The organism is Geobacter sp. PheSNFMC (genome assembly GCF_059620965.1).
On sequence record NZ_JCAMRN010000065.1, the window covers coordinates 1 to 22270 of the forward strand.

A 22270-nucleotide genomic window follows, 5' to 3' on the forward strand; every position below is an offset into this window, starting at 1 on the left:
CCCTGAACCGGGCGCTCACCGCGGGCAGGGCATCGGGGACGTAGAGAAAGGTGTAGGGCTGCTCCTGGGCCAGGATCTCCTGGATGCGCCAGTAGCAGCGCCTGCGCTTCTCCTGGTCGAAGGTGCGGCGCCCCTCCTCGATCAGGCGGTCCACCTCATCGTTTTTGAAGCCGACGAAATTCAGTTCCTTGGGACCGGTCTTGCTCGAATGCCAGACATCGAAGAGATCGGGATCCTGGGGGATCGTCCACCCCATGATGAGGGCATCGAAATTCCGCTTGTCGATGAAATTTGTCAAGAGCGACGCCCATTCCAGCACCCGGATCTTCACGTCGATCCCGACCTTGCGCAGCCGGCGCTGGATGATCTGGGCGGTCTTGAGCCGCTGGTCGTTGCCCTGGTTCGTCAGAATGGTGAAGCTCAGCGGCTTGCCGTCCTTCATCAGGATGCCGTCGGGCCCGGTTGCGCGCCACCCCGCCTCGGCAAGCAGGTGACTGGCCCGCACCGGGTCGTAGCCCGGGTCGCGCACCGTGGGATTGTGGGCCCAGGTCCCCGGCTTGAAGGGGCCCACCGCCACCTGGCCGAGCCCCAGGAGCACACCGTGAATGATCTCGTCCTTGCTGAGGGCATGGGCAATGGCCTGGCGCACGCGACGATCGGCAAAAAGCGGATTTTTCAGATTGTATCCCAGGTAGGTGTAGGCTGAGGCCGGATAGCGGTACTTGGCGAAGCGGGAGCGAAACTCGGGGGTATCCGTCTGCCGGGCGTACTGGACCGGCGAGAGTCCCATCAAGTCCACGCCGCCTGCCTTGAGTTCCAGGTACATGGTGGAATTGTCGGGGATGATCCGGTAGATGTAACGGTCGATGTACGGGCGGCCCTCGTAGTAGTCGTGATAGGATTCGAGGACGATCTTCTGACCGGCGACCCATTCCTTGAACCGGTAGGGCCCGGTTCCGACGGGACGACGGGAGAGTTCGCTCTTTGTGATGTCCTTCCCTTCCAGCAGGTGAGCCGGGAGAATTCCCATCCCCCAGGAGGCCAACGCAGGGGCGAACGGCTTGGCATAGGTAACGCGGAAGGTATAGGGATCGGGTGCCTCGGCGGTCTTGACCTGCTTGAAATCCTCGGCATACGCAGTGGGGGTCTTCGGATCCACCGTCACCCGGTAGGTGTAGAGCACGTCACGGGAGGTGAACTCCACGCCGTCGTGCCATTTCACCCCCTTGCGGAGATGGAAGGTGATGGTGAGGCCGTCGGGAGAAACCTGCCACGACTCGGCCAGTTCCCCCTCCAGATTCAGGTTCTTGTCGTAACGGACAAGGCCATTGAAGACATTGCCCGCCACCTCGTGGGATGCCGAGTCGGACGCCAGCAGGGGAAGCAGGTTCGACGGCTCGCCGATGGTGCCGACTACGATGGCGTCACCGTAAGCGGGCGTGCCCGGTCCGCGCACGGCAGGGGCTCTCGCGCGGTCTTCGCCGCTGCACGATACGACCAGCAGCAGGGCAAGAAGGCAGCCGATCCACCGAAACGTCATCTCTCCTGGCTCTCCCCCCTGACCTTGCGCTTCTTCTCGATAATATCCTTGCGCCCGGGCTCCGTTTCGAGAATCTTCCGGTAGAGTTCAAGGGCCTTGCGATGCTCGCGCCGGGCCGCATAGGCGTCGGCCAGATGCTCCATGATGGTGAGATCGTCGTCCACGAGCTTTGTCGCCCGTTCCAGGAGCGGTATGGCTTCATCATAACGCTTCAGCTTGAAATAGACCCAGCCGAGACTGTCGAGGATGAACCCGTCATTGGGGCGGAGTTCAACCGCCTTTCTGAGATACTGCAACGCCTCGTCCAATTTTATGCCGAGCTCCGCATAGGTATACCCCAGGTAGTTCAGCGCCTGGGCATCATCCGGCGCGATGGTCAGCACCTTCTTCATCCTGGCAATGGACTCGTCCTTGTTCCCCATCTTGTCGTATAGGGTGCCCATGCGGAAGTGCAGGCGCGGATCACCCCCGAACTCACCTTCCACCGCCTTCAGCACCGCCAAGCCCTCGGTGTAGTGGTCGAGGGACTCGTATAGGCCAGCCAGATAGAGGTGAAGCTCCAGATGGCTCGGGTATGCGGCAATGGCATCCTTCAGGACGGCAATCCCCTTTTCGGGATTCCCCATATCCTTGTGGATGAACGCCATGTGCCCTACTGCCTCGAAATAGTTAAAGGAGCCGGGAGGTATCCGGCCGAACTCCTCCAGCGCCCGGCCGTATTCTTCCTTTTCTTCATAGGCGGTCGCCAGATAGAAGCGGATTTGCAGGGCATTGGGCTCACGCTCCAGAATTTCGCGGAATTCGGCGATGGCCTCGTCGTACTTCTCGCTCTCAAGGTAGATGAGGCCGATCTTGCGGGATGTTTCCAGCCCGCCGACCCCCTTCTCCTTGAGGCCCCGGAGAAGGGGCAGCGCATCGTCGAACCGCTGCTGCTGGAGATAGAGCTGGACCAAGTGCTGCAGGACGTTCAGGTTGAAGGGATTGATATCCAGCAGGCCCTTGTAGGTGGCGATGGCGTCATCGTGAAGCCCCATCCCCTCCTGGACGATTCCCAGCTCAATGATGGCCTGCTCGAAGTCCGGCTTCAGCTCAATGGCCTTCCTGTAATAGTTGGCGGCCTCCTTCTGGAGCTTCATCTGATCATAGGTTTTGCCCAGGTAATAATAGCCGAGGGACGAGTCGGGCTTGACCTTGACGAGGGACTTGAGCGTGTCCACCGCCTTCTCGTACTCGAACAGCTTCAGGTAGGATACGGCCAGATGGACGTAGGCCTCTTCCCGGGAAGGATCGAGCTCGATGGCCTTTTCCAGGTGGGGAACCGCCTCCCTGTCGCGCTTGAGGCTTGCCAGAATGGCACCTGCCAGCAGACTGGCCTGGCGAAACGAGGGGTCGAGCCGGATGGCGTTCTCACACGCCCTGAGCGCGTCTTCGGCGCGCCCCGTCTTCATGTAGATTTCAGCAACCGCGGTATGGAGATACGCAGAGCCCGGATCGGCTTCGATGGCTCCGTTGAGCAGCGTGAGGGCGCCCTCCACGTCTCCTTCCAGCAACTGCAGCCGTGATCTGGCATAGATGTACAGGGCACGCGACCCGGCGATGTCTACGGTCGGCGTGAAACTCGCCTCGTTGGCGTGAGGCGTTCCTACCGTCCCACTGGTAGCGCAGCCGGGAATAGCAAGGAAAAGAGCCAAGAGCGCTGCAACGGTTGTCATATTCATGGAGACACCTGCCGTGACGGTCGGTCGCGGGCACGCGACAACGGACGGGGGCAGTCGAAGCCCCGCTCGCCACACAATGGATTCCGTTGTCGTGGAATGATCCTTAAGTCGTGATCCGCACCGCCCCTAAAGACAGTCGACGCCGGAGGAAACATGCCTGCAACCCAGGAAGAAAGCTAGCACATTAACCCCACACCGTCAAATGTTTCTCTGGGCTCCGGAGCCTTGCGCGGACCGGGTTTTGTGGTATTATTGACATTACTTTTCTTCCCATGGAAGCGGTATGGAACAACATCACGTCCGGTCACTGCTGAAACCCTCCGCCTACCCGGATCCAACCGGATCCGTGGAGTTGGTCCAGACCCACGTCTCGTACATTTTTCTCACCGATGACTTCGCCTACAAGGTGAAAAAACCCGTAGACTTCGGCTTCCTCAACTTTTCGACCCTGGATCGGCGCCGTTTCTACTGCGAGGAGGAGGTTCGCCTCAACCGCAGGCTCTGCCCCGACATCTATCTCGGCGTGGCAGAAGTCCGCGAAACCCCGGCAGGTGCCGCGTTCGTCGGCGATGGACGGGTCATCGACTATGCTGTCAAAATGAAGCGGCTGCCGGCGGACCGCATGTTCGACCGGCTGCTTTCCGCGGGCCTGGCCGGAGAACCGGAGGTCCGGGCCGTGGCGCGCGTTGTCGGCATCTTTCACCTGGAGGCGGAACAAAGCCCGGAAATAGACACGTTCGGCGGCCTGGACACCATTGAAGCCAACTGGGCGGAGAATTTCCAGCAGACCCTTCCCTATTGCGGCATCACCCTGAGTGCGCGGGATCACGGTTTCATAAGGGAATGGGTGGAACGGTTCATGACCGAGCGGGCCGGCCTCTTTGCCGCGCGCGTCGGGGCAGGCCGCATCCGCGACGGCAACGGCGACATCCACATGGAAAATATCTGCCTCGGCGCCGACGGCGGAGTCTGCATTTTCGACTGCATCGAATTCAACAATCGGTTCCGCTACGGCGACACCGCGGCAGACATCGCGTTCCTGCTCATGGACTTCGACTTCGTCCTCCGGCCTGACCTGGGAGCCGCTTTTCTTGACGAGTACACGCGGATCACCAACGACGCGAGCGTCGTTGAGGTGATCGACTTCTACAAGGTGTATCGGGCCTTTGTCCGGGGCAAGGTAGAGAGCATGCGGCTCGCGGATCCGCAGATTCCGGAGAACGAAAAGCAGGCCGCGGCGGCACGGGCATCCCGCTACTTCCGGCTGGCACGGGGTTATACGGTGAGGCCGGGACTTCCGCCGACCCTGTTCATTACCTGCGGACTGACCGGTTCCGGGAAAAGCAGTCTGGCAAGGGAACTCTCCCTGGACCTGGGGCTGGAAATCGTCTCCTCCGATGTGGTAAGAAAGGAGCTTGCAGGACTGCGTCCCACGGATCGTCCGGGTGAAGGTTACGGCACAGGGATTTACACGGACCGGGCTTCGGTGCGAACATACGGGGAACTGGAGCGCCGGGCGCGGGCCGCCCTTGGGGGCGGCCACAGCATCATTGTGGATGCCACCTTCCGCCGGCGCGCCGACCGGGGCCGGTTCGGGACCTTGGCCCGGAACGCCGGGACGCCGTTCGTCATCCTGCATGCGGTCTGCCCCGAGCCGACGATCCGCAGGCGGCTCGACTCGCGGCAGAAAGACCGGAACGAGCCCTCGGACGGGACCTGGGAGGTCTACCTCCGGCAAAAAGACGGATTCGATCCCCCGTCGGACCGGGAGGGGACCCTTCTGCGCATCGACACGTCGGGCGCCGCGTCAGCCATGGTTGACGCGGTGCTCCACGGACTGGAGCTGCTTCCATGTGGAAAAAGCTGAACGGCGCCATCCTCAAGCGGTTGAGGCTCAGGGAATCATGGGTGATCTTCTTCGTGCTGGGAATCATCATGATGAATTATCCCTTCATCCAGATATTCAACAAGCCGTGGCGGATCTTCCACATTCCGCAGCTTTACCTCTATTTCCAGGCCGGGTGGGCGGTTTCCATCCTTGTCATCTACCTCTTCACCAAGGCCATTGACCTTCCCGACGACGACCACGACGAAGGAGATCGCCGTTGATCCTCAGCATCGAACTGGTGGTCGGCATATCACTGCTCTATATTGTCTTCCTCTTCACGGTGGCCTATTACGCCGACAAGAAAAGGGAAGAGGGACGGAGCATTATCGCCAATCCCCTGGTCTACGCCCTTTCCATTGCCGTCTATCACACGTCCTGGACGTTCTACGGCAGCGTCGGCAAGGCCGCGACCACGGGGATCGACTTTCTGCCCGTCTATCTGGGGCCCACCCTGGTCGCATTCTCCTGGTGGTTTTTACTGCGCAAGATCGTGCGGATCTGCAAGGAAAACAACATCACGTCCATCGCCGACTTCATCAGCTCCCGCTATGGGAAATCCCAGTGGCTCGGCGCCGTGGTCACGGTCATCGCCACCGTGGGGATCATGCCCTACATAGCACTTCAGCTCAAGGCGGTCTCAACCACCTTCGACATCATCTGCGGGTACCCCTACGTCCAGCTCCCGCTTCTGCACACGAACTACCCGGTTTCGCTCCACACCAACTTCTTCGCCGCGGTGATCCTGAGCGCCTTCAGCGTCATCTTCGGCGCCCGCAAGCTGGATTCCACCGAGCGCCACGAGGGGCTGGTCGCCGCAATTGCCGTGGAATCCATCGTCAAGCTCGTGGCCTTCATGGCTGTGGGCATTTACGTGACCTACGGGCTGTTCAACGGTTTCGGCGACATCTTCTCCCGCATCGATGCCCGGGGCACCCTGCTGGATAACCTGACCACCCTGGGGGGGACCACCGCAATGTCCCATGCCCACTGGTTCACGACGCTGTACCTTTCCATGGCTGCCATCATGCTGCTCCCCCGCCAGTTTCACGTGACGGTCATCGAAAATTCGAACGAGAATCATATCAAGAAGGCCATGTGGCTCTTTCCCGCCTACATGTTCCTGATAAACATCTTCGTGATGCCCATTGCCCTGGGCGGAATACTTCAGACCGGCGGCGTCATGGGCGCCGACTTTTTCGTGCTTACCCTCCCCCTGCAGGCCGGCCATTCCTGGCTGGCACTCCTGGCCTTTCTGGGAGGTTTTTCGGCTACCGCAGGCATGGTGATCGTGGAATCGGTCGCCATCTCCACCATGTTCCTCAACCACCTCCTGATGCCCATCGTGGTGAAGCTCAGGCCTCGCTCCTGGTTTCCCACCATGCTCATCAACCTGAAACGGCTCTGCATCTTTGTCGTCATTTTTCTCGGCTATATCTACCAGACCGTGGTGGGCGAAACGTTCATGCTCGTGAACATGGGGCTCATTTCCTTCGCTGCCGCGGCGCAGTTCGGCCCTGCTCTCCTGGGGGGACTCTACTGGCGCAGGGGCAACAAAGCCGGCGCACTGACCGGCATCGTGCTCGGCTTCATCTTCTGGTTCTATACCCTGCTGCTGCCGTCCATCATCATGTCCGGCTGGCTCCCCCGCTCCATTCTCGATCAGGGCCCCTTCGGCGTGGCCCTGCTCAAACCGACGGAGCTCTTCGGCCTCTCAGGATTCGACATCTGGACCCATTCCCTCTTCTGGAGCCTTCTCTTCAATATCGGGGGATACCTGACCCTGTCCATCGTCCTTCACCAGAAAGACCGGGAAAAGGAGCAGGTGCGGAAATTCGTCGACGTATTCACGGCCAGGAAGAACGGCGTCCCCTGGGAAACCAAACGGATGTCGAAGCCGGTGACCATCATGCAGTTCGTAAATCTCATGTCCAAGTTCATCGGCGAACAGCAAGCCCACGCGGCAATCACCGAGTATGTGGGTTCGCGCGAGATCGACGCCCAGGGAGGGGTCTCGGAGTTCGAGCTGCCCAAGCTGAAACGCTTTACGGAAAAAACGCTTGCCGGCTCCGTGGGGGCAGCCGCGGCAGGCGCCATTGTGGAGAGCTATCTTTCTGACCTCGGTTCGCGCATGGAGCCGGTCTACGACATATTCAGCACCGTTCAGGCATCGCTGGCCGAAAGCCGCGAAGCGCTCTACGTGCGGCTCCGGGCCTCCGAGCTCATGAACCGGACCCTTGACCTGCAGATCATCATGGACGATCTCCTCAACCTGCTTTTGAAGGAATTCAAGCTCGACCTGGCGATCATTCGACTGGTTGACGAACAGGGAGTGCTGCGGGTCCGCAGCTACAGCGGCAAGGGGATTGCCGGCATCGCCGGGAAAGACTGGGAACCGGAGATCGAAACCTACATCGGTGAGGCGTTCCTGAGCAACCGGCTCCAGTTCGTGAACGACACCCAGTACATGACCAAGCCGCTCACCAGGGAACTGATGCAGAAGGAAGGGATCAAGTCCTTTGCCCACATCCCCATCTCCCGCAAAGGGGAACCCCCCTTCGGGATCCTGTCCGTCTTCTCCAGAACCATTGTCGGCCTGTTCAACGAACCCTTCCTGAACCTTCTGGAGAGCCTTGCCGGCCAGTTGGCCCAGGCGGTTAAGATCGTCACGGAGATGGAGGCAAGGGATCGCGAACGGGAAGAGAAGGAGCGGATTCTTCTGGAGAATGCGCGAGTGGTCAAGGAGATGGAAATCGCCAAGCAGATCCAGATCTCGCTGCTCCCCTCGGCCACCCCGGCGCTCCCGGGCATGGCCGTGGCGGGCCGGTGCAAGCCGGCCACCCATGTGGGGGGAGACTACTACGACTATTTCCAGCACGGAGAATCCGGGGCGGACATGGTCATTGCCGATGTCTCCGGCCACAGCGTCGGCGCAGCTCTCATAATGGCGGAAACCCGCAGCGTGCTGCGCGCCCAGGCGCGCTCCGACCGCACGGTCTGCGAAATTCTCGAAACCCTTAACGAGCTCCTCCACGACGACCTCTCCGGGGCGGAACTCTTCATCACCATGTTCTACATCCGCTACGACACCCGTCGCCGCCTGCTCTCCTATGCGAACGCGGGGCACAATCCGCCGCTTGTTTTCCGACATGGCCGCGCCTCGTGCATGGAGCTCGACGCAGAAGGGCTCATCCTGGGCGTGAAGCGCCAGGTTGAATTCGAAGAGAAACAGATTGAGCTCCGGCCCGGCGACGTGGTTCTCCTCTACACCGACGGCATTACGGAGGCCCGGAATCCTGACGGGGAATTCTTCGGTTCTTCAAGGCTCTGCAAGCTCCTGTCAGCTAACAGCGACAAGAGTGCCGACGGCATTATCGACGTCATCCTTGCGGAGGTCGAATCGTTCAGCAGCGACAACGTCCTTGATGACGACGTCTCCATGGTTGTCCTCAAGATCCTGGAAGGGTGAATTTCATGAAAATGTGAGCGTGGGAGGCCTAATTAGTGTAAGATAGCTTCTGAAGATCACCATGAAGGTCTTTCAGAATGAAGGACTGATATATCAAGGAGCGGACCATGAACCTGAAAATCGAGACGAAAAACGACATTCTCATCATATTCGTACGCGAGGAGCGGCTCGACGCCCATAACTCCAACGACCTCAAGACAAAGATGCAGGAACTCTTCGCGGCGGGGACGAAGAACATCCTCGTGGACCTGACCGACGTGCGGTTCATCGACAGCTCCGGCCTGGGAGCCCTGGTATCCGGTTTCAAAAACGCAATCTCCCATCAGGGGAGCCTGAAACTCACCAGTCTCCAGCCCCAGGTCAAATCCATGTTCGAATTGACCCGGCTCCACCGGGTATTTGAAATATTCGGCTCCACGGCGGAAGCAGTGGAAAACTTCTAGGAGTGAGCGGGATGGACAAAAACGAGATCGAGGTCGACATCAAGGTACCGAACCAGACGCGCTACCTGAGCCTCATCGGAAGGATCGGCGAGGACATTGCCAAGGAACTGGACCGCTACGGCGGTGACCGGGAAACACTGGCATACCATATCAACCTCGTCCTCACCGAGGCCATGGTCAATGCCATCAAGCACGCCAATGCCGGCGATCCCGACAAAATGGTCCACATCTACATCAACATATCGGACCAGGATCTGATGATCCGGGTCTACGATTCAGGGCAGGGATTCGACATCAACACGATCCCCGCTCCCGACTTCGACACCCTGGAGGATCGGGGACGGGGCATCTTCATCATCAAGTCGCTCATGGACACGGTTCGCTATGCAAAGGTCGCCGATGGCAACGTACTCGAGATGACGAAATGCCTGCGTACCTCCTTCCCCCCCCCGCCCAGGTAACCCCTGGCCTATGGCCCGACCTTTCTGCGTGAAACAAGGACGGCCATGACCAAGCCCAGAAGAAACATGGGAAAACTGAGCAACTGACCCATGGAAAAGGGTCCGGCAAGAAGCCCCAGTTGAGCGTCCGGTTCCCGGAAAAACTCCACCAGGAACCGGAACAGGCCGTAGAACGCGATGAAGGTCCAGAATACCACGCCAGCCGGACGCTCCCGCCTCCCCACAACCATCAGGATCAGAAAGAGTACCGGCCCCTCCAACACTGCTTCGTAAAGCTGCGACGGATGCCGGGGCACTCCGCCGCCGCCGGGGAAAATGATTCCCCACGGCACGTCGGTCACCCTGCCGTAAAGCTCGCCGTTGATGAAATTGCCGAGCCTGCCGAGTCCCAGCCCAACGGGGGCCGCCGGTGCACAGATGTCGGCCAGCAGCGGAAATCCGATCTTCTTTTGCCAGGCCACGTATGCACCTGCCAGAATCACGCCCAGGAGCCCGCCGTGAAACGACATGCCCCCCTCCCACACGGCGAACAGCTTGAGCGGGTGGGAAAGGTAGTAGGACAGGTTATAGAAGAGAATGTATCCCAGGCGTCCGCCGAGGATAACGCCGATTGCCAGCGAGAAGATCACATCGGCCACGTCGTCCTGGGTCAGGGCGAGGCCACGACGGTTGGCGGCACGCCTGACAATGAAATAGGCGGCGATGAACCCGAGGATGTACATCAGGCCGTACCAGCGGAACTCCAGATGCCCGATACGGAAAAAGACCGGGTCAATATGCGGGAACTGCATGTCGCTCCTCTTGAATTCGAAGTTCACTTAACCTATCAGACGGGGGGAGTACTGTCAATTGACGCTCCACTGACAACGGCATTCCTTCACGGCAAACCGTATTCATATCATGCTGATATACTTGGATAATTTTTTACCCCCTTCCACTTGACAGCCCGGAGAAGGCGTTTACAATTCATAGTAAAAGGTCTTTGAAAATTGCTCTGGGAGGCAGGTACTGACCGGTTGAGGGACCTGACGGTTAAGCACACCATTACGCATCCGGGTTCAGACGTGTTGAGCATGCCCGCAGCACTGAGCAAGCCTGAAACGTTTCCCCGGGGGAATCTGTACTCAAGGTCAGAGGGTCCAGCGGTTTACGGCTGTCCCGGAGCAAAAAACTGATTGGCGTTCAGGGAATGGCGCCTCGCGTGTATCTCTCATCCGTCAGGCGCGTCGCAACCGCCACAAAGAGGGGAAGCACCAGCTGCAGACCGTGACGAACGGTCGCCAAAGAGCGTTCGCCACGGCGTAGCCACGGCTTTCACCGACGGACATGGGAAAGCATCCCCGCTGAACGCCAATTGCAGTGAAAAGCCCGGAGTGGTATCTCCGGGCTTTTCTTGTAGAAGGTAATTGCGTCGCCACACGGGTCTGGGTGTGGGTGGCCTATTTACGCAGTTCCAGCGGCACCCCTGCCCTGGCGGCGCTCTCTTTCAGGGCCGCGAGTTTCTCCCTGAGCCCTGCCAGCTTTTCCTCGAACCGCTTCACTTCGGTCTGGGTTCCCAGGTATTCGCCGCGGCTCATCTTGGCGGGATTGGCCAGTTTTGCCTTCCGGTCGGCGAGCTCATTCTCGTAAAGGTGGATATCGTTCCTTAGTTTGCCGAATTCGGCTTTCCAGACATCCTCCGGCGTGCCGCCGTAAACCGGTTTTTTCTCCTTTTCGGGCTGCTGAGCCGGTTTCTCCTGCGGCTCGGGCGCCCCCCGCGACGGGACGCCTTGCCCCTCCGCCGGCGCCTTCGGCTGAATGCCCTCCTCCACCGATTCGGTAACCTCGGGCGACACGGAACCGGGATCGGAGATGACCGTCACCTTCTTGCGGAACTTCTTGGGAACCTTGCCCGGATCCTCGGTGAAATTCACGGTTCCCCGCTCATCAATCCACCGGTAGGTTTCGCCCATGGCGGGCTGGGCCAGAACGGCGACAAGAAGCAGCATCATAATGCTTTTCATCAATTGTCCCCCTCTCGCGGAGCGTTTCGTGGACCGCTATCCCGGCGGCCATCCCAGGTGGCGACCGGCCAGCAGATGAAAGTGAATGTGGAAGACCGACTGACCGGCGTCAGCGTTGGAGTTCTGGACGATCCTGAAGCCCCGCTCCTCGACGCCACGCTGGCGGGCGATTTCTGCGGCAACGCGGAACACGCGGCCCACGAGCCGGTCATCCTCGGGCGCAAGGTCAAGGGCATTGACCACGTGTTTCTTCGGGATCAGGAGAAGGTGATGGGGGGCCACGGGATTGATATCCTCAATGGCGATCATGTCCTCGTCCTCATACACTTTTTTCGCGGGGATCGTCCCGTCGACGATCTTACAGAAGATGCAGTTGTCCATCCTGCTGTCCTTTCGTGTCGATCTTGATCCGGTGCCAGAGATCCGCACCCCGTGCCTTCAGGTAGCGTTCGTCGTGGACCAGGAGGATCACCTGGTGATCGGAGGCTGCGAGGTTGAGCGCCGTCAGGGCCGCGGCCCTGCGCTCTTCGTCGAAATGTACCAAAGGGTCGTCGAGAAGAAAAGGCAATTTTCGGCTGCGGGAAAGGATGCCGCCGAGGGCGAGCCGCGTGGCGAGATAGGCCTGATCCTGGGCACCGCAACTCAGGGCGCCCACCGGGCGAGGAGTTCCTTCGACGCCGATGGACAGGGTAAAGCCGTCATCCAGGATCGCCTCGCGGTATCTGCCGGCGGTGAGATTGTACAGCTTTCCGTTGATCTCGCTACCGAGGCGCGACAGATAGGTGGCGCGGTACTCGTCGAGGGTTTCGCGCAGGAGGTCGACCGCGAGCCGCAGCGCTTCCACCCGCCGCACGAGGCGGATTTCGCGGGCCTTCAGCTCCTCGCCCTCTTCCGCGATGGCCTCCGGATCGAGACTCCCCCGGCGCACCACCGCCAGTTCCTGCTCCTTGACGAGGCACAGCCTCTCCTTTTCGGCCACCTCGCTCTCAAGCCGCCGCATCTTTTCCTCAGCCCCGGCGTACTCGCGGGGGGACATGACCGGAAATCCCCGCCCGATCAAAGTCTCCATGCTTTCACGGGTCACGGCCAGTTCCCGGGCCAGTTCGGCCTCCTGGCTCCTGATGCCCTCCAGGGGCGGAAGAACCCCAAGGGCGCTCTCGATCCGGGACAGCTCCCCTCTCACCTCTGCGGCGCGGTCGATTTCGCGCAGGATATCGTCGACCCGCAGGGGGTCGAATGTTCCCAGCCGCGTTTCCAGTTCGGCCTCGGTCCGGTCGAGTTCTTCACGGAGCCTGACCGCATCGGCGGAGAGGCCGTCGATGCGCCCCTGAATGCGGGCCGTCTCGGCGGATCGAGCCTGACCGGCGCGCACCGCGCGCACAACAAGGAACACCGTAACGGCAAGGGCGCACCCGGCAAGGGGCAACCATGCCAGGGGCAGCAGAAACCACGCTCCCGCAGCAGCCCCCCAGAGAAGGAGAGCCAGGACCAGCGCCGGCGCCTGCAGGACGGGGCCGGCATGCGTCCGGTCGGCGCTCAGGCCCGCCAGCTCCCTCTCAAGTACCGCCAACCGCTCCGAACCGTCGGTCCATGCTTCCAGCGTCCTGGCAAACCCGTCGGGAAGTCCGACCGCCTCGCCCAGAGATGCAAGCCGCTCTTCAACCGATTGCCGCTTCGCAGTGAGAGCCTCGACCTTTTCCCGTTCAGCCCGGATGCGGTCGTAATCCTTGCGAAGTGCCTCCTCCCGGGCGGCTGCCTCGTGATATCTGCTCACCCGCTCCAGATAGCGCTTTCCCTTGTCCAGATCCTCTCGTCCCGCTGCCACGGCGGTCCGCAACTCGGCAATCGTCCCATCCAGGGCGGCAAGCTCCGACACGGCACGACTCGCCTCGCGCCATTGCTCGGCCAGGACCGCCATGCGCGCACGGACCTCTTCAAGCTCCCGGTCCCGCGAACGGCCGCCGGGGCGCCTGGTCAACTCGAACAGTTCCTTCTCCAGGCTCTCCACCACCGCATCGTAATCGAGCTCCGCAAATCCCGACAGGAGCTGCTTGATGCGGGTGGTAAGCCCCGCGTCACCCTCGATCCGCAGGTCGCGCTGCCCGACGTAGACTGAATTGCGGAAGATGTCCCCTTCCGCAAATCCCCATACGTCCTCGATCTTCGACAGGTATTCCTCGCGCTCGCTGCTTCTGCCCAGGGGGGAGACCTTGCCTTCGAAGCGCCAGAGGGTCCTCTCCCCCCCGCGCTCGACAGCCTGAACCCGGTCGGAGAGAAAATCGCGGGCAATGGTCATTTCGCGGCCGTTGTAGGCGAAGCTCACCCGGGCTTCGCACCGCTCGCCGCCTGCCCAGGGCACGAAGCGGTCCCGCTCCTTGCGAAAACCGAAGATGGTTCCGGAGATTGCCGCCACGAGCGTCGACTTGCCCGCCTCGTTGCGTCCGTAGACCAGATTCATGCCCGGCCGAAAGGTGAACGACGCACCCCTGAACCGGCCAAAGGCGGGGAGTTCGACCCGGCTGATCCAGAGCATCAGTTCCCCCCTCCGCGGCTGAACCGCCCCATGACGAGCTTGAGGGCGTCGCGGCACAGTTCGCGCTCGGCGTCGGAACCTGCGGCGTCGTACCGTTCATGGATCTTGCGGATGAACAGCCCCCGGATCGAGTCCTCCCGCTCCATCCGCTTCACGTGGCCGCTGTCGTAGAGATCGGTTTCGTCCACCAGTTCGAGCCAGGCGAAGTTTCCCTTTACCCGTCCGGACAGATTGGCCGTGTCCAGGGGCTCTTCCACGGTCCCGCACAGCCTGACGCGCCCGATGGTATCGGAAGAGCCGAGACGCGCCAGTTCCGCTTCAAGGGCTGCCGGCTCGGCAAAGAGCGAGGCGTCGACGCTGAACTCCCGGATGATCCGTGTCTGCACCTCGACCCGCTCGACCGAGGCATTGCCCGGCGCCGCCTCCACGATCAGGGCGTAACGGGGACCGTTCTCGCCGAACTTCTTCCCCTCCGGCGAGCCCGGATAGCAGGCAATGACGCGCCCCCCCTCCTCCAGGCAGGCGGCGTCATGGTAATGGCCGAGCGCGATGTAGTCCAGGCCGAGTTCGGCCAGGTCGGCAACGGAGAAAGGGATGTCCTTCTTGCGCATCTCCCACTCGGGGTTCCCCTTGAGGGAGCCATGGAGGAGCCCCACGTGGATGCCGCTGCCAGGGCGGCGGCGCATGGATTCGAGTGCCTCCCGCGAACGGTCGGAACGATAGGCGAAACCGTAGAAAAAGACCGTCTCGCCACGGATGTCCAGCCGCAACGGCTCGCCCACCACCGGTTCCCGCAGGATATGGGTGCCGGAAAACTGGTAGCGGCTGTAGACGCTGTCGGCCGAGATGATGTTGTCGTGGGTGCCGGGGATCAGGACTACCCGTACCCCGCGCCCCTCAAGCCTGGCAAAGGCGTCCTGCACGTGCCCCACCGTCTCGGCGCCCGCCGATGCTGAGTCGAACAGGTCGCCCGCCACCAGCAGGCAGTCCACCTCACGCTTGATGGCGAGATTTACGATCCGGTCGAAGGTTTTGAGGAAGTCGCGACGACGCTCACGGCTGAGATCCCCGAACGTGCGCAGGGGTGAGTCGAGATGCAGGTCGGCGGTATGGAGGAATCGGATGGGCATGGCTGATAGCGGATTACCGGTTATGGGGCGGGGCTTCCCCGGCCGCCTTTTTCAGGTGGATCAAAAACTCGCGATTTCCCTTGGGTCCGAGGATGGGAGATTCGGTCACGCCGAGAACCCGCAGGCCCAATCCTTCGGCAAGGGCCACCACGTCGGCGATCACCCGGCGATGCTTCTCCTCGCCGCGCACCACGCCTCCCTTGCCGACCTCTCCCCGTCCCACCTCGAACTGGGGCTTGATGAGGGCGACAATGGCGCCCTCATCCCCGATGAGCCGCAGGGTGGGGGGCAGGACCTTGTCGAGGGAGATGAAGGATGCATCGATCACTGCCAGGCCGGGAGTCTCCGGCAGGGAGCCGGGCTCCAGATAGCGGATGTTCGTCTTCTCAAGATTCACCACACGGGGGTCCTGACGCAGTTTCCAGGCCAGTTGCCCGTACCCCACGTCAACGGCATAGACCTTCCGGGCGCCGCGCTGGAGCAGGCAGTCGGTGAAGCCGCCGGTGGAAGCACCAACGTCAATGGCGGTCATGCCCGTCACGTCGATGCCGAACGCCTCCAATGCCCGGTCAAGTTTGAGTCCGCCCCGACTCACGAAGGGGATGTCCTCACCTTTGAGCCGGATTTCGGCGGCCACGGGAACCTGGAGCCCGGCCTTGTCCGCCAGGTGATCGTTCACCACCACCTGGCCGGCCATGATGAGCGCCCGGGCCCGCTCCCGCGACTGGACGAGCCCCCGGTCGACCAGAAGCTTGTCGAGGCGCTCCCTGTTTTTTGCGGCGTGCGTCGGTGATGAGGCTGTCATGGACTGAAGTTCTACGGCTTGCTGTACGAGGGGCAATCCTCGGCGGCCAAGGGAAGAGAGTCAGCGGGCGATTGATATGCTTTTTTCCGCTCCGCCCTCCGGTGCCGGTTGAGCAGCCGGATAATTTCCACCACGAGCGGCAGATCCTCGGGATGAAGCAGGCACAGTTCCTTTTCCAGCTCCCCAGCCATGCCGACCTGTATCGCCCGGGACCGGGCAGCTTCGGCTGACGGCTCGCCCTCGAAGAAGAGGCTCGCGGGCACGCCGAGCGCCTCGCTTATGCCGAGCAATATCTTCAACGACGGTAACTGTTCGCCTCGCTCGATCTTACCGATATAGGTATAATCGAGACCGCCGCTCACCAGCGCAGCCAGCTCCTTCTGGGTCAGCCCCCGCTCGGTCCTCAGCCTTTTCAGCGCACGTCCTATATCACAGTTCAACGGCAACTCCCACCGGTTTGCCCCGTGACCGGAACCCACGGAGAATTCCGGCCAGGCGCGGGTTTATGCCCACCCGGGCGCACGTTTGATATACCCCCTTTCACCCCCGTGTGTCAATGCGATTAACAATACGACTGCCAGTCATATTTAACATTGACATTAATGACTATTTATCGCACTATCATTCCAATCGCCGTATCCGGAGGTATCGTGGACAAACGCTTTTTGCTCAAAACCCTGTACGAGACGGGCAGTAGCGCCCTCCTCTCCGGAGAAGAGCTCAGGCTGTATGTACTGCTTCTGGCAGCAGCCGGCACCAACGGACGGGGGTTCCTTCCATACGGTGTCATTGAGGAGGCACTTGGCCCGATTCACCCGCCCGGACGGCTGACGTTCATGTGCAGGAGGCTCGAAGAGCTGGGGCTCATTCACCTCCACGGAACCCCTGCCATCACGGCCGGTGTCGGGTATTGCTTGAAAGAACCGGTCCCCGTCACCCACGACGCCCCCATGGAGCCGAAGTCCGGTGCCGGCAATGGAGACCCCCATGACACACAATGAACTACCGACGGGCAGACGTAACCTTACGGCGCACACGAGGGCTCGCGTACTTGTAGTGGACGATGATTGCGATATTCTCTTCTTCGTGAAGCTCGTTCTCGAAAACGAGGGCATCGGCGTTCTCTGCGCGGAAGACGGTCCTCAGGCACTGGAGCTGCTCGCGAACAATGCGTGCACTGTCATGATCACCGACCAGAACATGCCGCTCATGGACGGTTTCGAACTGGCACACCGGGCCCGCCGCCTCAGGCCGGGGATAGTGATTTTCATGGGCACGGGCCATATCTATCCGGGAATCCAGGCCAGAGCGCAGTCGGCTGGCATCCGACAGGTCTTCGGCAAGCCGTTCAACTTCCCGTATCTCTTTGCCGCTCTGAATGACGTATTGTCCGGAGAGACGCAGAATCAACCGGCTGACCGGGAGGAGTGATGGTACGTATGGGCGACGAAGCGTGGCACGCAAAAAAGTGCTTGCAAACCCGAATGGGGGGTGCTATAAGTTCAAGTCCAACGCCGAAGTGGTGGAATTGGTAGACACGCAAGATTCAGGATCTTGTGCGGGCAACCGTGTGCTGGTTCGAGTCCAGTCTTCGGCACCATAACAATAAGGGGTTGGCAACTGCGGTTGCCAACCCCTTTTTCGTTCCGGTTACTGCAAAACACCACATGTCTTCTGGCTTCAATAGACACCCGGCAGTCCTGCTGCCCCTTTTCTCACCGCCCGCCAGATGTTTGTTCATTTAGAGGAACAATGCCGGTTCCTTACGCTCGCTGCACTGGTTGACCAGCATCTCGCGCCGCGCGTCAACCGTGGGGTGATGCAGCGTCCTGGCCCCTGGGGGACAGCCCTTGGTGCAGGCGCAGCACTTCAGGCACCTTTCCGCATCCGTCAGGACCCTGTCATCAACCCTGATGACAAAGGTCGGGCACAGACTGGCGCAGGTACCGCACAGGGTGCAGAGCCCGGGATCGGTCTCTGGTGCGACACCGCCCAGCGACATCCGCTCCTTGTAGGGCAGGTCGCCTGGAATCACCGGCAGTGCCGCGCCGATGCCATCACGCAGACGGCTGGCGATGAGCGATCCAAACTCCCGTGCCTTTGCCAGATCGGCCAGATCCGGACGGTGGGCGGCAACCGGCTGGGTGGTCGTCGAATATGAATGTTCACCGATGAACGCGCCGGCGGCGATCACCGCAAATCCCTTGGCAACAACCACATCCCGCAATTCGATCAGCGCATCCTCGAAGGCACGGTTACCGTACAGCACAACCAGCACAGCGGGAACACTGGAGGCTGACAGTCCGTCCAACCGCTCCAGACAGATTTCCGGCACCCGTCCCGCATAGACCGGAACGCCGATGATGGCAAGACCGTCACCAAGCCGCAGATTGAGCCCCTCTCTCAACCGGGTCAGGTCATGGTGCGTCACGCTGGTATCGCCAAAACCGACAGCAATCTGTTCGACGATTTTTTTCGTGGTACTGGTGGGAGAAAAATAGATCAGGCGGGTCATGGCCGGCATGGAAACCTTTCTTTGCGTGATTGGCGTGATTCTGCGTCGTGCTTCATGGTGTCCCGATGGCCTCGATCAGCAGTGAGATGTCATCCTCCCTGAATGGTTTCGACAGGATGCCCCGGATGCTGAGACGCTCTATCTCCACCTGATCGAGGAATTCCGGACTGCCGCTCGATATGAAGGCTATCAGGTCCGGGTCTACTTTAGATATCCGGGCAATGGCTTCGAGCCCTCCCATTCGGCCGGGAACGGATAAATCCATGATCACGGCCGCATAGCGCCTGCCCTGGGAAAGGGCAGTGCCGTACAGTTCCACGGCCTGCTTGCCGTCTTCGGCAAAGTCAGCGGAAAACCCGCACCGCTCAAGGTAAAAGCCCGCGATCATCCGTATGTTTTCGTCATCATCCATCACCAGGACCCTGCCGCGTAACTGGTCATTTTGCATAGTTCACTCCGGTAACATCAGATTAGAGCCCATCAGACCGCTCGCGTCCCCTGCGGGATGCCAGCGCGGAAATTGCGGGTGATCGCGTCCCGGCGGCACCGCTGCGAAGGGACCAACGCCGGGACTGGAATGCGAACAGGTACTGCCTGTACGGGACATCAGCTTAACTATAAATCGTTTTTTTAGTTGTTCAATCAAAGAGTCTTCCTTGCTCGCTTGCGTCCCGATTGGTTGGTTCCCTTTCGCACTTGTGACCTTTGTGACCGCTGCCGACATTGCGGCTCCCTGACCTAGCCGGGCCAGGCCTGCGTTGCCGCGCCTCGGCAGCAGCCGCAATGCCTCACGGTTCCTTCCAAGAGCTTGCCAAACGAGACACTGCATCCTGGCCTCATCATCACGCTTTGCACGAGCCTCACCGTTAATTTAATTTGTACACAAATCTATTGACATTCAAAAAACCGGATGTAATAGTGTGCATATGCACACAACAAAAAGGAGGCGCACATGAAACTCTGCTTTCCCGTGACATCTGACGATGGGCTCGACAGCAAGGTGCATGACCATTTCGGATCCGCACAGCGCTTTATCATGGTGGACACTGAGACCGGAGCAACGTTCTCCATCGACAACACCGACAAACACCACACCCACGGATCGTGCAACCCACTAAAGGCCCTGGCAGGAGCGCCGCTCGACGCGGTCGTGGTCGGAGGGATCGGCGCCGGCGCCCTCATCATGCTCAACCGCGCAAAGGTCAGGGTGTTCAGCTCCCAGGCGCCCACGGTGGGGGAAAACGTTGCCCTGTTCAGAAGCGGCGCATTCCGGGAGATCGTGCCGCCCACCTGCGGTGGCCACGGTTGCGCTCACTGACAGGAGAGATCGATCATGAACTGGGCGGAACTGTATCAGACTACCACAGACAAACCCCTCGGCGAATTCGTCGCGGCGCTGGCCAAGGCCGGCAACAGGCGCGGGTTCGTCATTCACAATGGAGAAAAGATGGCAATGGCCCATACCTTCGGTGCCCACGGTCTGGCAGTTGCTGAGGGGTTCGATCTCCACATGATCCAGATCTGCAAGCCGGAAAAGGCGGCCGCAAGCCTCCAGAAGAACCCGGAACGGGCCGCGCTGATGCCGAAATTCATCACCACGTTCACCCGCCACGGCAGGACTGAGGTCCGGATGCTCCGCTACCGCAGGCCAATGATCGAAGCCCTGGTGGATGACGCCGAGTTCGCCTCATCCCTGGAGGAGAGCTTCGATGCCATCGTGGCCATGATCGAGGAGGCGCGCTGAGGGCGCGCAGGGGGAGTCAAGGCCATGTGGCAACTTTTGATCAGACTCAACAAGAACTTGGTGCTGGCCATTCCCGCCGTGATGGCCGCGGGCTTCGCCTTCGGTCTCGCGGCTGAGACCGGCTTTCTCAAGGAGCTGATCATCCCCTTCACCTTTCTCATGGTCTACCCCATGATGGTGACCCTTAAACTGAAAAAAGTACTGGAGGGGGGTGATGGCACGGCCCAACTGTTCACCCAGTTCATCAACTTCGCGGTGGTGCCCTTTGTCGCCTTCGGGCTGGGAAGGCTTTTCTTCGCCGACCATCCCTACATGGCCCTGGGCCTGCTGCTGGCGGCCCTGGTCCCCACCAGCGGCATGACCATCTCCTGGACCGGCTTTGCCAGGGGGAACCTCGAAGCGGCAGTCAAGATGACCGTGGTGGGCCTCATCCTGGGCTCGATCGCAACCCCCTTCTACGTGCAGACCCTCATGGGCGCCCATGTGGAGGTGGACATGACCGGCATCATGAAGCAGATCGCAGTCATCGTCTTCCTGCCCATGGCGGTCGGGTACGCGACCCAGCGCTACCTGACAGCGAAACACGGCCAGAAGGGATTCCAGGAACAGTGGGCGCCCCGCTTTCCCTGCCTCTCCACCCTGGGCGTCCTGGGCATCGTTTTCATCGCCATCGCCCTCAAGGCCCAGGCCATCGCGGCACGGCCCCAGGATCTGCTGGCAATCCTGCTGCCCCTGGCCATTCTCTACGGCATCAACTATAGCCTCAGCACCGTCGTGGGCAGGCTTTTCCTCCCCCGGGGCGATGCCATCGCCCTGGTCTACGGCACGGTAATGCGCAACCTCTCCATTGCCCTGGCCGTGGCCATGAACGCCTTTGGCAAGGCCGGTTCCGACGCGGCATTGGTCATTGCCCTGGCCTACATCATCCAGGTACAGTCAGCCGCCTGGTACGTGAAATTCACCGGAACGCTCTTCGGAGAAGCCCCTGCGCCGTCCTGTCCCGCACCGGGGCGAGACTGACCGGCATACGGAAAGGAATCCATGTCGCCACGCAAGAAAAAACAACGCAATTGCATCTGCCCGCTCCGCGAAAAGCTGGGACTCGTCTTCAAGCCTGCGGGCACGCCGCTGAAGGAGATGGAGGTCATTATCCTGGATCACGATGAACTTGAGGCCCTGTTTCTCTGCGACAAGCAGGGCCTGAACCAGGAGGCAGCGGGCGAGCTGATGGGAGTTTCCCGGGGAACGGTCCAGCGCCTGCTGGCCCAGGGGAGGAAAAAGGTCATCGAAGCCCTTGTGGAGCAGAAAGCCCTGGCCGTGGCCGGGGATGTGACCGAACAGGGCGCACCGGATGACAACGGCGGACTCGGCGAACGGAAAGGAACCGAACATGACTGAGATCTATTCGGCAAAGGTATGGGACCACGTGCGCAACCCGCGCAATGTGGGGTCCCTTGAGGATGCCAACGTGGTGGTGCAGGCCGGCGACCCCACCTGTGGCGATGCAGTGCTCTACTTCCTCAGGATCGAAGAGGATATCGTGCGCGACATCAAATTTCTCATCAAGGGATGTGGTGCGGCCATCGCCACATCGTCAGCGGCAACGGAGCTTGCCATGGGCAAGGGGCTCGACGAGGTCATGGGTCTCACCGACCAGATCATCGCCCAGGCCCTGGACGGGCTCCCCGAAGAGAAGATGCACTGCTCGAACATGGCGGCTTCGGCGCTCCATGCGGCGGTCGAGCAATACCGCGCAACAGTGGCGGGTGAAAAACCCAGATGATACCGCGAGTGCATGCCACGCCTCAACTGACGTGGCGCCATAGCCGCCCCTCCTACGGGCGGCGGAAAGGAGAAGGCGTATGCCTGCAGGCGACAGAACAGGACCCCAGGGATTGGGACCACGGTCGGGAGGACGAAAGGGATGGTGCTTGGGCGGAGGCGGTCCGGGCTATGGTGCGGAGTGCGGCAAAAGGGGTGGATTCGGCCGTTTTTGGGGAAACCTCTGCCACCCTTTTCGGGGC

The 22270-nt window shown here is 60.8% G+C and carries 23 protein-coding genes and 1 tRNA gene; 13 read left to right on the plus strand and 11 right to left on the minus strand.

Features of this window, described 5'->3' with window-relative positions; translation table 11 throughout:
* A partial coding sequence (locus tag AC6CDK_RS13995) for a peptide-binding protein (protein WP_496639885.1) occupies positions 1 to 1540 on the minus strand: 1540 nt, incomplete at its 3' end.
* Positions 1537 to 3258, minus strand: coding sequence for a tetratricopeptide repeat protein (locus tag AC6CDK_RS14000; RefSeq protein ID WP_039645272.1), 1722 nt, complete (start codon positions 3256 to 3258; stop codon positions 1537 to 1539). The genes AC6CDK_RS14000 and AC6CDK_RS13995, both read right to left, overlap by 4 nt.
* A gap of 283 nt (positions 3259 to 3541) precedes the next feature.
* Here AC6CDK_RS14000 and AC6CDK_RS14005 point away from each other — a divergent pair, with 283 nt between their 5' ends.
* The 5 genes from AC6CDK_RS14005 to AC6CDK_RS14025 all read left to right on the plus strand — a co-directional run bounded on the left by AC6CDK_RS14005 (position 3542) and on the right by AC6CDK_RS14025 (position 9516).
* A complete protein-coding gene (locus AC6CDK_RS14005; protein ID WP_192905312.1) occupies positions 3542 to 5125 on the plus strand; it encodes a bifunctional aminoglycoside phosphotransferase/ATP-binding protein in 1584 nt (527 codons plus the stop codon).
* Positions 5110 to 5367 carry a hypothetical protein gene (locus AC6CDK_RS14010; RefSeq protein ID WP_039645275.1) on the plus strand — a complete coding sequence of 86 codons (258 nt, stop codon included), beginning with the start codon at positions 5110 to 5112 and terminating at the stop codon, positions 5365 to 5367. Before AC6CDK_RS14005 ends, AC6CDK_RS14010 begins: the two co-directional genes overlap by 16 nt.
* Positions 5364 to 8612: a sodium:solute symporter family transporter gene (locus AC6CDK_RS14015; RefSeq protein WP_192905313.1), complete on the plus strand. Its 3249-nt coding sequence runs from the start codon at positions 5364 to 5366 to the stop codon at positions 8610 to 8612. The genes AC6CDK_RS14010 and AC6CDK_RS14015 overlap by 4 nt, the downstream gene beginning before the upstream one ends.
* A 107-nt stretch (positions 8613 to 8719) precedes the next feature.
* Positions 8720 to 9055, plus strand: coding sequence for an STAS domain-containing protein (locus AC6CDK_RS14020; protein ID WP_039645279.1), 336 nt, complete (start codon positions 8720 to 8722; stop codon positions 9053 to 9055).
* 11 nt (positions 9056 to 9066) lie between these two features.
* The gene (locus AC6CDK_RS14025; protein WP_039645281.1) at positions 9067 to 9516 is read left to right on the plus strand and encodes an ATP-binding protein; all 450 of its coding nucleotides are present in this window, start codon (positions 9067 to 9069) and stop codon (positions 9514 to 9516) included.
* A gap of 8 nt (positions 9517 to 9524) precedes the next feature.
* Here AC6CDK_RS14025 and lgt read toward each other — a convergent pair whose 3' ends face one another.
* From lgt to AC6CDK_RS14060, 7 genes are all read right to left on the minus strand, one after another.
* The gene (lgt, locus tag AC6CDK_RS14030; protein ID WP_192905314.1) at positions 9525 to 10307 is read right to left on the minus strand and encodes a prolipoprotein diacylglyceryl transferase; all 783 of its coding nucleotides are present in this window, start codon (positions 10305 to 10307) and stop codon (positions 9525 to 9527) included.
* Positions 10308 to 10955: 648 nt separating this feature from the next.
* A complete protein-coding gene (locus AC6CDK_RS14035; protein ID WP_039645285.1) occupies positions 10956 to 11519 on the minus strand; it encodes a DUF4124 domain-containing protein in 564 nt (187 codons plus the stop codon).
* 36 nt (positions 11520 to 11555) lie between these two features.
* Positions 11556 to 11900: a histidine triad nucleotide-binding protein gene (locus AC6CDK_RS14040; protein WP_039645287.1), complete on the minus strand. Its 345-nt coding sequence runs from the start codon at positions 11898 to 11900 to the stop codon at positions 11556 to 11558.
* On the minus strand, positions 11878 to 14052 hold the full coding sequence (locus AC6CDK_RS14045) for an ATP-binding protein (RefSeq protein ID WP_192905315.1): 2175 nt from the start codon (positions 14050 to 14052) through the stop codon (positions 11878 to 11880). The genes AC6CDK_RS14040 and AC6CDK_RS14045 overlap by 23 nt, the downstream gene beginning before the upstream one ends.
* Positions 14052 to 15182, minus strand: coding sequence for a metallophosphoesterase family protein (locus AC6CDK_RS14050; RefSeq protein WP_066357556.1), 1131 nt, complete (start codon positions 15180 to 15182; stop codon positions 14052 to 14054). The genes AC6CDK_RS14045 and AC6CDK_RS14050 overlap by 1 nt, the downstream gene beginning before the upstream one ends.
* A 13-nt stretch (positions 15183 to 15195) precedes the next feature.
* Positions 15196 to 15987 carry a TlyA family RNA methyltransferase gene (locus tag AC6CDK_RS14055; RefSeq protein ID WP_039645292.1) on the minus strand — a complete coding sequence of 264 codons (792 nt, stop codon included), beginning with the start codon at positions 15985 to 15987 and terminating at the stop codon, positions 15196 to 15198.
* An 11-nt stretch (positions 15988 to 15998) separates the two neighbouring features.
* Positions 15999 to 16427 carry a helix-turn-helix domain-containing protein gene (locus tag AC6CDK_RS14060; RefSeq protein ID WP_039648274.1) on the minus strand — a complete coding sequence of 143 codons (429 nt, stop codon included), beginning with the start codon at positions 16425 to 16427 and terminating at the stop codon, positions 15999 to 16001.
* A 210-nt stretch (positions 16428 to 16637) separates the two neighbouring features.
* On the opposite strand from AC6CDK_RS14060, the gene AC6CDK_RS14065 reads away from it, so the two are divergent.
* From AC6CDK_RS14065 to AC6CDK_RS14075, 3 genes are all read left to right on the plus strand, one after another.
* Positions 16638 to 16988, plus strand: a complete 351-nt coding sequence (locus AC6CDK_RS14065) for a hypothetical protein (protein ID WP_192905316.1) — start codon at positions 16638 to 16640, stop codon at positions 16986 to 16988.
* On the plus strand, positions 16975 to 17418 hold the full coding sequence (locus tag AC6CDK_RS14070; RefSeq protein ID WP_039645296.1) for a response regulator: 444 nt from the start codon (positions 16975 to 16977) through the stop codon (positions 17416 to 17418). The genes AC6CDK_RS14065 and AC6CDK_RS14070 overlap by 14 nt, the downstream gene beginning before the upstream one ends.
* 82 nt (positions 17419 to 17500) lie before the next feature.
* Positions 17501 to 17587: transfer RNA gene (locus AC6CDK_RS14075), tRNA-Leu, on the plus strand.
* A 141-nt stretch (positions 17588 to 17728) separates the two neighbouring features.
* On the opposite strand, the gene AC6CDK_RS14080 is transcribed toward AC6CDK_RS14075, so the two are convergent.
* The gene (locus tag AC6CDK_RS14080; RefSeq protein WP_039645298.1) at positions 17729 to 18511 is read right to left on the minus strand and encodes a 4Fe-4S binding protein; all 783 of its coding nucleotides are present in this window, start codon (positions 18509 to 18511) and stop codon (positions 17729 to 17731) included.
* Between the two features lie 43 nt (positions 18512 to 18554).
* Positions 18555 to 18950 (minus strand): response regulator, encoded by a 396-nt coding sequence (locus AC6CDK_RS14085; protein WP_039645300.1) that lies wholly within the window; start codon positions 18948 to 18950, stop codon positions 18555 to 18557.
* 504 nt (positions 18951 to 19454) lie between these two features.
* Between AC6CDK_RS14085 and AC6CDK_RS14090 the strand changes: the two genes are divergently transcribed.
* Genes AC6CDK_RS14090 through AC6CDK_RS14110 form a run of 5 tightly spaced genes read left to right on the plus strand, consistent with a single transcriptional unit; the run spans position 19455 to position 22029 of the window.
* A complete protein-coding gene (locus AC6CDK_RS14090) occupies positions 19455 to 19820 on the plus strand; it encodes a NifB/NifX family molybdenum-iron cluster-binding protein (RefSeq protein WP_066357560.1) in 366 nt (121 codons plus the stop codon).
* 15 nt (positions 19821 to 19835) lie between these two features.
* Positions 19836 to 20246: a DUF302 domain-containing protein gene (locus AC6CDK_RS14095; RefSeq protein ID WP_039645304.1), complete on the plus strand. Its 411-nt coding sequence runs from the start codon at positions 19836 to 19838 to the stop codon at positions 20244 to 20246.
* A gap of 24 nt (positions 20247 to 20270) precedes the next feature.
* Positions 20271 to 21266, plus strand: coding sequence for an arsenic resistance protein (locus AC6CDK_RS14100; protein WP_192905317.1), 996 nt, complete (start codon positions 20271 to 20273; stop codon positions 21264 to 21266).
* A 21-nt stretch (positions 21267 to 21287) separates the two neighbouring features.
* Positions 21288 to 21644, plus strand: a complete 357-nt coding sequence (locus AC6CDK_RS14105; protein WP_039645308.1) for a DUF134 domain-containing protein — start codon at positions 21288 to 21290, stop codon at positions 21642 to 21644.
* Complete coding sequence (locus tag AC6CDK_RS14110; RefSeq protein WP_039645310.1) at positions 21637 to 22029, plus strand: iron-sulfur cluster assembly scaffold protein; 393 nt, start codon at positions 21637 to 21639, stop codon at positions 22027 to 22029. Before AC6CDK_RS14105 ends, AC6CDK_RS14110 begins: the two co-directional genes overlap by 8 nt.
* Positions 22030 to 22270: the final 241 nt, after the last annotated feature.